Annotated in this window: 9 protein-coding genes; 7 read left to right on the top strand and 2 right to left on the bottom strand. The window is 70.0% G+C overall.

What is annotated here, in order from left to right; all coding sequences use genetic code 11:
* Nucleotides 1-108: 108 nt before the first annotated feature.
* From ACZ5IK_RS27090 to ACZ5IK_RS27065, 6 genes are all read left to right on the top strand, one after another.
* Nucleotides 109-1,317 (top strand): MFS transporter, encoded by a 1,209-nt coding sequence (locus ACZ5IK_RS27090; protein ID WP_465490278.1) that lies wholly within the window; start codon nt 109-111, stop codon nt 1,315-1,317.
* A 32-nt stretch (nt 1,318-1,349) separates the two neighbouring features.
* Nucleotides 1,350-2,351 carry a LacI family DNA-binding transcriptional regulator gene (locus tag ACZ5IK_RS27085; protein ID WP_465490243.1) on the top strand — a complete coding sequence of 334 codons (1,002 nt, stop codon included), beginning with the start codon at nt 1,350-1,352 and terminating at the stop codon, nt 2,349-2,351.
* A 200-nt stretch (nt 2,352-2,551) separates the two neighbouring features.
* On the top strand, nt 2,552-3,931 hold the full coding sequence (locus ACZ5IK_RS27080) for an ABC transporter substrate-binding protein (protein ID WP_465490242.1): 1,380 nt from the start codon (nt 2,552-2,554) through the stop codon (nt 3,929-3,931).
* Nucleotides 3,909-4,802: a carbohydrate ABC transporter permease gene (locus ACZ5IK_RS27075; RefSeq protein WP_465490241.1), complete on the top strand. Its 894-nt coding sequence runs from the start codon at nt 3,909-3,911 to the stop codon at nt 4,800-4,802. Before ACZ5IK_RS27080 ends, ACZ5IK_RS27075 begins: the two co-directional genes overlap by 23 nt.
* Nucleotides 4,799-5,668, top strand: a complete 870-nt coding sequence (locus ACZ5IK_RS27070; RefSeq protein WP_465490240.1) for a carbohydrate ABC transporter permease — start codon at nt 4,799-4,801, stop codon at nt 5,666-5,668. Before ACZ5IK_RS27075 ends, ACZ5IK_RS27070 begins: the two co-directional genes overlap by 4 nt.
* Before the next feature lie 48 nt (nt 5,669-5,716).
* A complete protein-coding gene (locus tag ACZ5IK_RS27065; RefSeq protein ID WP_465490239.1) occupies nt 5,717-7,315 on the top strand; it encodes a glycoside hydrolase family 13 protein in 1,599 nt (532 codons plus the stop codon).
* Here ACZ5IK_RS27065 and ACZ5IK_RS27060 read toward each other — a convergent pair whose 3' ends face one another.
* Nucleotides 7,316-8,890: an AfsR/SARP family transcriptional regulator gene (locus tag ACZ5IK_RS27060; protein WP_465490238.1), complete on the bottom strand. Its 1,575-nt coding sequence runs from the start codon at nt 8,888-8,890 to the stop codon at nt 7,316-7,318.
* Between the two features lie 139 nt (nt 8,891-9,029).
* On the opposite strand from ACZ5IK_RS27060, the gene ACZ5IK_RS27055 reads away from it, so the two are divergent.
* The gene (locus ACZ5IK_RS27055) at nt 9,030-9,461 is read left to right on the top strand and encodes an organic hydroperoxide resistance protein (protein ID WP_465490237.1); all 432 of its coding nucleotides are present in this window, start codon (nt 9,030-9,032) and stop codon (nt 9,459-9,461) included.
* A 53-nt stretch (nt 9,462-9,514) separates the two neighbouring features.
* Here ACZ5IK_RS27055 and ACZ5IK_RS27050 read toward each other — a convergent pair whose 3' ends face one another.
* Nucleotides 9,515-12,226, bottom strand: coding sequence for a helix-turn-helix transcriptional regulator (locus ACZ5IK_RS27050; RefSeq protein ID WP_465490236.1), 2,712 nt, complete (start codon nt 12,224-12,226; stop codon nt 9,515-9,517).
* Between the last annotated feature and the right edge of the window lie 77 nt (nt 12,227-12,303).

The raw sequence follows: 12,303 nt of genomic DNA, 5'->3' as shown, positions 1-12,303 counted from the left end.
TCCAGCCTTCGAGTGTCACCCGATAGGCTTACCGACAACGATTACCGATTTCAAGTGAGTTGAGGTGCGATCCGCGTGACCGACGACACCGTGCAGACCCGGACCCCGGTGTTCCGCAGCCTGTCGTTCGTACGGCTCTGGACCGGGAACACCGCCTCCGGGCTGGCGACCTGGGCGCTGCCGTTCATCCTCGGACTGGCGGTGCTCGAACGGTCGCTTTCGGCCGTCGACCTCGGCATCGTGCTGGCCGCGCGCACCGCGGGATTCCTCGTGGCCGTACCGGTGGCGGGGGTACTCGCGGACCGGCACTCCCGCCGTCAGGTCGTGCTCTGGGCAGGCCTCATCGCGGGTCTCGCCACTCCCCTGATCGCAGTGGGCATGGGCCGGTCCGTTGTGCTGATGGCCGCCGCGGCCGCCGTCGTCGGCGTCGGCCAGGGCGCGTGCCGCCCGGCGTTCCAGGCGTTGACCGCCGAAGTGATCGCCGAGGACCAACGCCAGCAGGCCAACGCCGCGATGACGCTGGCCGTCCGGGTCACGACGCTGGTCGCCCCTGGCCTCACCGCCCTGCTCGCCGCCTTCGCCTCGACGCCGGTCCTGGTGATCGGGACCGGGGTGCTCTGGCTGGGCGCGGCACTGATCCCGCCACGAGGCACCTTCACCCCGCCCCCGTCCGCGACCAAGACCCGCTTCTTCGGCGAGTTCGCCGACGGACTCCGCGAAGCCCGCCGTCACCCCTGGTTCCTCGCCGGACTCGGCGCGCTGACCGCCGTGATCGCGACCGGTTACTCCGCGACCGGCGTCGTCTTGCCGCTGGTCAGCCGCGACCGCTACGACACCGAAGCCGTCCTGGCCGCCGGACTCACCGCGTACACGCTCGGCGCGCTCGCGGGCGCCGCCGTCATCGCGCGCTGGCGCCCGAAGCGGCAAGGCTGGGCGGCCCTGATCGGACTCGGCTGTTACGGTTTCGCGCCACTGAGCCTGCTGTTCCCCGTGCACCCGGCCTTCGTCATCGCCGCCTACGCCGTCGCCGGGCTGGGCATCGAACTGTTCAACGTCCCGTGGTTCACCGCGACCCAGCGAGAGGTCGAGCCGGGGAAGCTCGCGCGAGTGTCCTCTTTGGACTTCCTGTTCTCCTACGGCCTGGCGCCCGCCGGGCTGGCGTTCATCGCGCCCGCGATCAGCCAGTTCGGAGCGGCGCCCGTGCTGGCGGTGTGCGCCGTGGTCTGTTTCGCCGCTCCTGCCGCCGCCGCGCTCGTTCCTTCTTCCCGCGATTTCCGGGTCGCGGGGGCGCCCACTGCACCGATCAAAGATGTCTAGGTCTTGCGCTCGCTTGCGGTAAAGTTTCACTCATGACGCGTCGTCTTGCCGAAGTAGCCCTCAAGGTCGGGGTCAGCGAAGCCACGGTCAGCCGGGTGCTCAACGGCCGGTCCGGGGTCTCCGCCGGCACCCGGGCCGCCGTCCTCACCGCACTGGACGTGATGGGTTACGAACGGCCGACCCAGCTGCGCGGCGACCGCGCGCGCCTGGTCGGGCTGGTCCTGCCCGAACTGCAGAATCCCATCTTCCCCGCGCTGGCCGAGATCATGGGCAACGCCCTCGCCCAGCAGGGTTTCACCCCGGTGCTGTGCACGCGGACGGCAGGCGGGGTCTCCGAAGCGGAGTACGTCGAACTGCTGCTGCAGCAACAGGTTTCCGGCGTCGTGTTCGCCGGCGGGCTGTACGCCCAGGCCGACGCGGTGCACTCCCACTACCACCATCTCGCCGAGCGCCGCCTGCCAACGGTGCTGATCAACGCCGCCGTCGACCACCTCGGGCTGCCGCAGATCTCGTGCGACGACGCTGTCGCCGTCGAGCAGGCCGTCGGGCATCTGAGCTCGCTCGGGCACGAGAAGATCGGCCTCGTCCTCGGCCCGACCGATCACGTGCCGTCCCAGCGCAAACTCGAGGCGTTCCGCGCCTACGCCGGGAAACTCGGGCTCCCGGTCCTGGACGAACTCATCGAGCACGGCATGTTCTCCATCGAAGGCGGCCACGCGGCCGCGGCCCGGCTGTACCCGCGCGGCGCGACGGCCGTTTTGTGCGCGAGCGACCTGCTGGCACTGGGCGCGATCCGTGCGGCCCGGCGGCAAGGGCTGTCGGTACCCGACGACATCTCGGTGGTCGGCTACGACGATTCGGCCCTGATGAACTGCACCGATCCGCCGCTGACCACCACCCGCCAGCCGATCGAGGCGATGGGCCGCGCCGTGGTGGAACTGCTGGTCAAGCGTATAAACGGGGGCGAGGTGGCGGCCGAGGAACTACTGTTCGCGCCCGAGCTCGTGGTGCGAGGGTCCACCGCCCGCCGGTAGGCACACCGTTCGCGCGTGAAGGCCCCCTTCCCTCGGCTGAGCCCGAGGGAAGGGGGCCTTCACGCGCTTGCGGTCGTCCAACAAGAGTCATTGTCGGCAAGTTGCAAGTTCTCATCGAGTTATTGCGTAAATCTGGGCCTTCACTTTAGAGTGACCGCAATCACGTGACAACCGTCGCGATCCCGAGATGAGGCTTGAAGATGAGCAGCACTTGGTCCCCTGCCGTGCGCCGCCGGATGTTCTGCCTGCTCCTTGCGGGCGGACTCACCCTGGGGGTCGCCGCCTGCGGTTCCGGTTCCGGCGAAAGCACCGGGGCCGGGGGCAAGGTCAAGATCACCGTCACCGGCCAGCCCCCGACCAGTCAGCCGTTCGAGCGCAGCGTGTTCGACGCCGACGTCAAGGAGTTCGAGGAGACCCATCCGGACATCGACCTCGAGCCGCACGAAGGGTTCATGGACCCGAAGACGTTCTCCGCCAAGCTCGCCGGCGGTCAGCTCGAAGACGTCTACTACGTCTACTTCACCGATCCGGCGCAGATCATCGCGCGCCGCCAGGCCGCCGACATCACCGAAGCGGCCAAGGGCCTGAAGCACTTCGGCGACATCAAGCCCGAACTACTGGACAACTTCCGCGGTGCCGACGGCAAGCTCTACGGCCTGCCGACGATGAACTACAGCATGGGCCTGCTCTACAGCCGTCCGCTGTTCCAGAAGGCCGGGCTCGACCCCACCAAACCGCCGCGGACCTGGGACGAGGTCCGCGAGGCCGCGAAGAAGATCGCAGCGCTGGGCAACGGCACCGTCGGGTACGCCGACTACAGCAAGAACAACCAGGGCGGCTGGCACCTGACCGGCTGGCTCTACTCCATGGGCAGCGAGGTCGCGCGCAAGGACGGCGACGAATGGGTCGCCGCCTTCAACAACGACAAGGCCAAGGCCGCCCTCGGCCAGCTGCGCGCCATGCGCTGGGACGACGACACCATGGGCGGCAAGCAGTTGCTCGAAGCCCAGGACGTCCAGCGCATGATGGGCGCGGGCCGGCTCGGCATGTACATGGCCGCCCCGGACAACGTCCTGGTGCTGGTCAAGCAGTTCAACGGCAAGTACGAGGACTACGGCGTCGCCGGGATGCCGGGCGGGCAGGGCACGCTGCTGGGCGGCGAGGGCTACATGGTCAACCCCAAGGCCTCGCCGGAGAAGATCAAGGCCGGCCTGGAATGGGTCCGCTGGAAGTACCTCAACCCGGAGCGCTTCGAGAAGCACGTCCAGCAGTACGTCGACGGCAAGCAGCCGGTCGGGCTGCCCGCCGAGCCGACGCCGGACATCTGGCAGGGCGCCGTCCGCGATCAGCAGCTCGCGCTCAAGGCCAAGCACGCCAACGTCCCCGACGAGAACTTCCAGTCCTATGTGGACGCCAGTTCGCGGATCAAGGGCAGCATCGAACCGCCGAACGCGCAGCAGGTCTACGCGATCCTCGACAGCGTGATGCAGGCGGTGCTCACCGACCGGAACGCGAACATCGACCAGCAGCTTGCGTCGGCCGAGTCGAAGGTCAACAGTGTCCTCGCCCAGGTCAAGTAGCGTCCGCAAGCTCAAGGAGAACCTCACGGCGTACGGCCTGCTGTGCGCCGCGCTCGTGGTGTTCGCGCTGTTCTCCTGGTACCCCATCGTGCGCGGGGTCCTGCTGAGCTTTCAGCAGGTCGACTTCGTCAACCCGCCGTCGTGGGTCGGGTTCGACAACTTCACCCGCCTGTTCGAAGATCCGCTGTTCGGGGTCGCCTGGCGCAACACCCTGCTGTTCACGGTGCTCGCCCTGGTCTTCGGGTTCGTGGTGCCGTTCCTGACCGCGGTGCTGCTCAACGAACTGCGTCACGCCAAGGCGTTCTTCCGGCTCGCGGTCTACCTGCCGGTGATGTTGCCGCCGGTCGTCACCGCCCTGATGTGGAAGTGGTTCTACGACCCGGGTTCCGGTCTGTTCAACTCCGCGCTCGGCGCCGTCGGCCTGCCCGGCGGTCAATGGCTCGACTCGAGCGACACCTCGATGTTGTCGCTCGTGTTCGTCTCCACGTGGGCGAACATGGGCAGCACCACGCTGATCTACCTCGCCGCGCTCGGCACGATCCCCGGCGAGCTCTACGAGGCCGCGGAACTCGACGGCGCCGGACTGTGGAAACGCCTGCTCCACGTCACCCTGCCGCAAACCCGGTTCGTCCTGCTGGTGCTCCTGTTGCTGCAGGTCGTCGCGACCATGCAGGTGTTCACCGAGCCGTACGTGATGACCGGCGGCGGACCGGACGACTCCACCGTCACCGTGCTCCTGCTGCTGTACCGCTACGCCTTCGTCTACAACGACTTCGGCTCGGCCAGCGCGTTGAGTCTGTTGCTGTTCGTCGCGCTCGGGGTGTTCTCCGCGCTGTACGTGCGCCTGACCAGGAAGGCGGATCAGTCGTGAGGACGCTCGTCTCCCCCAGTACGCTCCGCAGCCCCGGCGGCAAGATCGGGTACGCCGTCATCTTCGGCTGCACCTTGCTCCTGTTCGTCATCGCGTTCCTGTTCCCGCTGTACTGGGCGGTGACCGGCGCGATGAAGTCGCCACAGGAACTCGCGCGGACACCGGCGACGTTCATTCCGGACGAATGGCATCCGGAGACCTTCGGCGACGCGTGGGACCAGCTCAGTCTCGGGAAGTACTTCCTCAACACGATCATCGTCGCCGGAGGCGCCTGGCTGGCCCAGCTCGCCATCGACGTCCCCGCGGCGTTCGCGTTGTCGAAGCTGCGGCCGAAATTCGGCAACGTCGTCCTGGGGCTCATGCTGGCGACGCTGATGCTGCCGGCGGCGGCGCTGCTGGTGCCGACCTACGTGACGATCACCGATCTGCCGCTGCTGCACGTCAACCTGATCAACTCGCCTGCCGCGGTCTGGCTGCCCGCCGCCGCCAACGCGTTCAACATCTATCTGCTGAAACGGTTCTTCGACCAGATCCCGGACGAGCTGATCGAGGCCGCGCGGCTCGACGGCGCCGGACCGGTGCGCACGCTGTGGCGCATCATCCTGCCGATCTCACGGCCGATCCTGGCCGTGGTCTCGATCCTCGCGGTGGTGGCCGCGTGGAAGGACTTCATCTGGCCGCTGCTGGTGTTCCCGGACACCGAAAAGCAGACGCTGTCGGTGATGTTGCAGCGGGTGGCCATCGACATGCCGATGAACGTGCTGGTCGCGGGCATGGTGCTGGCCAGCCTGCCGATGGTGGCGCTGTTCCTCGCCTTCCAGCGCCACATCCTCGCCGGGCTCACCGCCGGCAGCGTCAAAGGCTGATTTCTCGGCGCATTCGGGGTTTCCACAACGATCGAGGAGGGCATTTCCGTGACCGCATTGGGGCAGTCCGCCGGATGGTGGCGGAGCGCGGCGATCTACCAGGTCTACATCCGCAGTTTCGCCGACGGGAACGGCGACGGCGTCGGCGATCTCGCCGGGGTCCGCTCGCGGCTGGACTACCTGGCCGAGCTCGGGATCGACGCGATCTGGTTCACCCCGTGGTATCCGTCGCCGATGGACGACGGCGGCTACGACGTCGCCGATTTCCGGGAGATCGACCCGCTCTTCGGCACCCTCGCCGAGGCGGAGGAGCTGATCGCCGCGGCCCACGCCAGGGGTATCCGCGTGATCATCGACATCGTGCCCAATCACTGTTCCGACGAGCATCGCTGGTTCGCCGACGCGCTCGCCTCGGAGCCGGGATCGCCTGAGCGGCAACGGTTCTGGTTCCGCCCCGGCCGCGGTCCGGACGGCTCCGAGCCCCCGAACAACTGGAAGTCGCGCTTCGGCGGCTCCGCCTGGACGCGGGTGCCCGACGGCGAGTGGTACCTGCATCTGTACAGCTCGCGCCAGCCGGACTTCAACTGGGAGAACCAGGACATCCGCGCGGACTTCGAGGACATCCTGCGGTTCTGGTTCGACCGCGGGGTCGACGGCTTCCGCATCGACGTCGCCGACGGCCTGGTGAAGGACCCCCGGCTGCCCGACGTCGATCCCGGCGACGAGACGCCGTTCTCCGATCAGGAGGGGCTGCACGAGATCTACCGGTCGTGGCGCAAGATCGCCGGCAGCTATCCGGGTGACCGCGTGCTGGTCGGCGAGATGTGGCTGCCGGACATGTCGCGTGCCGCGCGGTACCTCCGCCGCGACGAACTGCACGCGGCGTTCAACTTCGACTTCCTGGTGTGCCCCTGGGATTCCGCACGGTTCCGGGACGTCATCGAGCGGACGCTGACAGCGCACGAGGAGGTCGACGCGCCCGCGGCCTGGGTCCTGTCGAACCACGACGTCACCCGGCACGTGACCCGGTACGGGCGCGACGGTGATACCGGTTTCGCCTTCGCGGACCGGCTTCACGGCACTCCGGTGGACCGGGAACTCGGGACGCGGCGGGCGCGGGCGGCGGCGCTGCTCACCCTGGCGCTGCCCGGCGGTCTGTATGTCTACCAAGGGGAAGAGCTCGGCCTGTGGGAGATCGAGGACATCCCGGACGAGCTCCGTCAGGATCCGGTGTGGGCCCGGACGAACGGCGCCGACCCCGGCCGTGACGGTTGCCGCGTCCCGCTCCCCTGGTCCGGCGACGCTCCTCCGTTTGGCTTCGGCACCGGCGGAACGTGGCTGCCCCAGCCGGAGGAGTGGCGCTCCGGTACCGCGGAAGCCCAAGCAGCCGATCCGGCGTCGATGCTCCGGCTCTACCGCACAGGTCTGCGTCTGAGGGCCGAACTTCCCGCGCTCGGCCCTGGAGATCTGGAGTGGCTGTCGCTGGGCGACGGGGTACTCGCGTTCACCCGGGAGCCGGGGTTCACCTTCGTGCTGAACTTCTCCGACGCGCCGGTGCCGCTTCCGCCGCATCTCGACGTCCTCCTGGCCAGCGGCCCGGTCGACGGTGAACTCCCGACCGATACGGCGGTGTGGTTGCGCACCTGATCAACGGGCGGCCGTGACCCGGCTGATCCGGCCGCGCATCCGCGCGCGGCCCGCCGGGTCACGCCACCGGAGGTGCCTGTCGAGCGCCTCGCGGAGCACGCCGCCGAGGACGAGGCCGTGGGTGGCGGCCTCGACGCAGGGGTGGTCACGGAGCCAGTCGAACAGCTCCGACGACCGTCCTCCCGGCAGCACGGACCGGAGGAGGTCTTCGGTGGTGTGCTCCGCTTGCGCGCACACGTACAGCGCCCACCGGTGTGCCTCCGTCGGCGGATCGCCGGCCAGATGGGCGTAAACGGTGTCGATCACGTAGCGCGCCGCGTCCGCTCGCGGTGACCTGCTCACCTCGGCGGCGAGGGAAAGCGCGAACGGGTTGCCCGCCGCGAAGTCCACAATGGACTTCCGGAGGTCCGGGTCGACGTCGCGGGCTTCGAGCAGCGCCGCGGACTCGGTTTCGCTCAAGGCTTCGAGTTTGCGCGGCCTGATCCGCCTCGACCAGGCCGGATCGACCAGCACCGTGGCGTCCGGAGCGGTCCGTCCCGCGATCACGACGGTGGCGTTTCCGGGCAGGCGGCGGAAGAAGGCGGCTGGATCTTCGACGTTCTCGAATCCGTCGACCACCCGGACGGGTTTACCCAGGGCGGCCGCGTCGTCGGCGAGCCTCCGCAGCAGCGTCGACTTCCCGATGCCGGGGGCGCCGGTGAAGAAAAGCACTTCGACGCCCTTGGCCGGATCCCTCGCGAGCAACCGCCGGAACTCGGCGCGTTCACGCTCGCGGCCGACGAACAGCGCATCCGGCTCGCGGAGACCGGGCACCTGTTCGTCCTCGGCGCGAAGCACCTTCTCGTGGAGCGCCCGCAGTTTCGGCCCCGGACGGACCCCGAGTTCTTCGTCGAACAGTCCGTGGACCGCCCGGTAGAGCTCGAGCGCCTCGGCCCGGCGCCCGCCGCGATGGAGGGCGAGGAGGTAGATCTCGTACAGCGGCTCCTCGAGGCGGTGGCGCTCGATCAGCGCGGGTACTTCGGCCATCACCTCGGCGTGGTCCCCGAGTTCCAGCCGCAGGCGGAGCAGCTCCTGGGTGGCGGTCAGCTTCAGCCGTTCCAGCCGCGAACGCTCGTGTTCGGCCGCTTCGCCGGGGACGCCGGCCAGCGCCGTTCCGGTCCAGAGCCCGAGCGCGCGCTCCAGCAGGTTCGCCGCCGTCTCCACGTTGTGCGCCTGACGGGCGCACTCGACCAGCCGGGCGAATTCGGTGGCGTCCACCTCGAACGAATCCTGGTCCAGCTTGTAGCCACCGGATTGGGAGACGATCGCGGATCCCAATCCCTGCAAGGAAAGAAGCCGTCGCAGGCGGGAGATGTAGGTCCGGATGACGGCCTCGCCGGTCGCGGGTGCCCGCTCGCCCCAGAGCCCGTCGATCAACTCGCCGGTCCGGACGAAACTGCCCGGGTTGGCCAGCAACAGCATCAACACGGCCTGCTGCTGCGGCGAGCCGAGGTCGAGCCGGGTGCCGCCGCTGGTGAAGCCCGGCGGGCCGAGGACGGTGAAGCGATACCGGACTTCCTGCGGCAGGTGGGACATGAGCGGAAAGGTAGGCGCGCCCGAGCGGCCCTCGCGACCGTCGGACGACGTCGTCGACGTACGTCGTCCCCCGATGACGTACAGAACTGACGTCGTCCGACGGTCGCCGCGATCCCGGCCGGATTCCTACCGTTGCGGCATGTCTGAAACCACGTACACCGCCGTCGCCACGTCGACCGCGGAAGGCCGCAACGGCGGCCGGGCGACCTCCGACGACGGCGCGCTCGACGTCGGCCTCGCCGTGCCGAAGGCCTTCGGCGGCTCCGGCGACGGCACGAACCCCGAGCAGCTGTTCGCCGCGGGCTGGGCGTCCTGCTTCGTCGGCGCCGTTCGCCGAGTCGCGGGCGTGAAGAAGGTGCCGCTGAACGACCTCGCGGTCGTCGCCGAGGTGACGCTGCACCACGACACCGAAGCGGGCGAGTTCCACCTGAGCGCCGCGCTGCACCTGGAAGCGACCGGCATCGACCAGGCCACCGCCGACGAACTGGTCCAGGGCGCGCACCAGGTGTGCCCGTACTCGAAGGCGACGCGGGGGAACGTCGAGGTCACGCTCGACGCCACCGTCGCCTGAAACGTCGGCAAGTAGTCCTCTAGTTGCGGTCCTTGCGCATGCAACTACCGCAACTAGAGGACGACTTGCGGCAGGGCACTCACGACGTCTTTCAGCTCGGCCCGGGACTTGACGCCCAGTTTCGGGAAGATCCGGTGCAGATGCGTGCCGACCGTCCGGTGCGACAGATAGAGCCGCTGCCCGATCTCCCGGTTCGTCAGGCCCTCCGCGGCCAGTTGGACGATGCTCAGCTCGTGCGGGGTCAGCTTCTCGCGCGCGTCCGGGCCGCGGTTCGGGCTGGACTCCCCCGCGCTCCGCAGTTCCCGACGCGCGCGTTCGGCCCACGCGGTCATGCCGAGCGCGTCGAACGTCTCCCGCGCGGCGCGCAGATGTGCCCGCGAGTCCACGACGCGTCGCTGCCGCCGCAGCCATTCGCCGTACGCCAGCCGCAGCCGCCCCCGTTCGGCGGGCCATCCGTCCAACTCGGCCCGCAAGGCGGTCTCGAACAGCTCGTCGCTCGGGTCGAGCACGGCACGGGCGTAGCGCAGTCCGATGTGCAAGGCGGGTGCCGGGGTCGACAGCGCCAGCTCTTCCATCTCCTCGACGATCTCGCGCAGGGCCTCGACCTGGCCCGCCCGGATCGCGACCTCGGTGAGGTCCGCGACGAAGTAGACGCGCAGGGCCAGCTGAAAGGCGGGGTCTGCGGGATCGAACAGCCGCCGCAGGTCGACGAACGCGTCGTCGAAGCGGCCTTCGCTCGACGCCGTGATGCCCCTCGCGAGCTGCACGGTCGCCAGTACCGGCCGGGCACCGGCGGCGAGCCCGGCCCGTTCGGCCTCGTCGGCCAGTGCCTTGGCCTGTTTGTGCTCGCCCCGCAGCGCGGCGATCTCGGCCTGGACCGCGGCGGCGAGGCCGTACATGAACGGCTGCCCGGTCTCCTTGGCGAATTTGGCCGCTTCCGCCGCGACCGGTACGGCCGCGGCGAGGTCGCCGAGCCGGACCTGGCTCCACGCCTGGACCGCCAGGGCTCGGGGCAACAGCCCCAGCCTGCCCTGCGCACGCAGTCCCGGTGCCGCGGCCGCGGAGAACCGGGCGGCCAGGTCGACCGCGCCGACCTGCAGCGACGCGCTGCCGAGAAAGCGGTCGACCTCGGGGTCGGATCCCGTGGTAGCGGCGAGTTCGCGCAGCGCCCCGAGTACGGACTCGGCCCGTTCGAACGGCGCCACGTACGCGGCGACGGCGACCAGGCGCGGATCCGAGTTCTCGATCGGGAGGCCGTCCGCGACGGCGAGCAGCGTCCGCCGCGTCTCCGGGCCGGGTTCGGCCCAGAAGCAGCGCATGGCGGCACCCCACAGGACGCGCATCGCCGGATCCGGGCGTCCCTCCTCCGCGACCGACTCGGCCAGCCGCGCCAGCTCCGTGACCCGGGAAGGGTCCTCGCGGACGCCGTCCTCGAAACCGCTGAGCAACCAGCTCGCCATCGATCGTTGCCGCGGTGTGAGCTCTCCCGCGCGGGCATCCCGCACGAGCCGTTCCGCCGTCTCGCGGCCACCGGACTCGACGGCGAGCTCGGCCGCGCGCAGCAACCGGTCGGCGCGGCGTTCCGGATCGGCGCTCAAAAGGGCCGCCTGCTCCAGCGCGGCGACCGCGGCCGTCGCTCCGCCCCGATGCCGGGCCCGGCCGGCCGCGCTCTCCAGCGCGCCCGCCACGTCTTCGTCGGCACCGGTCGCCGCGGCGGCCTGATGCCAGGCTCGGCGGTCCGGCTGCTCGCGCAGGATCTCGGCGAGGCTCAGGTGAGCGCGTCGCCGTTCCTCGGGCGGCGCCGACGCGGGGATGGCCGAACGCATCAGCGGGTGCCGGAACGAGACCGTCCGGGGTTCGAGGTCGACGAGCCTGGCCTCGGCGGCGGATGCCAGGGCCGACGGCTCGACGTCTTCGCCCAGCAGCGCCCCGGCCGCCGCGAGCGTCTCGGTGAGCGAACCGGTCTCGTTGAGCGCGGCGACCAGCAAGGTCGTGCGGGTGGGTTCCGGCAGGGCGGTGAACCGGGCGCCGAAGGTTCGCTCGAGCCGCTCGGTCAGCGGCAGCACGGAGTCGGCCTGCCCGGTCACGGCCGACGGCAGTTCGGTCAGGGCGAGCGGATTCCCGGCGGCCTCGGCGAGCAGCCGGGACCGGACCGCGGACGGGAGCCCGGGGGCGACAGAGTCGAGCAGTTCGGCCGCGACCTCACCGGGCAGGCGTTCGAGGTCCATTGAGGACAGTCCCGCGTCACGCAGCGGCGACGGCTCGCCCTCCCGGAGGGTCGCGATCAGGACGATCGGTTCCGTCTCGATCCGCCTGGCGACGAACGCGAGGACGTCGGCGCTCTCGCGGTCCAGCCAGTGCACGTCCTCGGCGACGATCAGCAACGGCTTGGCCGCCGCCTCCTCCGAGAGCAACGTCAGCGCGGCGAGGCCGACCAGGTACGCGCTGGGCTCCGCGGCCTCGGCGAGCCCCAGCGCCGTCCAGAGCGCGGACCGCTGCGGCGCGGGCAGGGTGTCGGCACCGGCCCGGAGCGGAAAGAGCAACTGGTGCAGGGCCGCGTAGGCGAAGTTCCGTTCGGCCTCGCCCCCGGTCGTGCGCAGCACCCGCAGGCCCGCGAGCGTCGCCGCCGCGACGGCCTCCGCGACGACGGCGGACTTGCCGACGCCGGGTTCGCCCTGGACGAGGACCCCACCGCAGCCCGCGGCGGGCCCGTCGACGAGCTCGCCCAGGTCCTTCAGCTCGGCTTCCCGTCCGAAAAGCGGCATGGTGCGGCATTCCTCCCCTCGGCCACGGCTGGCCGCCCGTCCGACGATACCCAAACCGTCCGCTTAGGACTCTCAAG

Source organism: Amycolatopsis sp. NPDC031561 (genome assembly GCF_055580625.1).
Note: the sequence above shows the minus strand (reverse complement) of the source record. Positions and strands in the feature narration are given on the sequence as shown.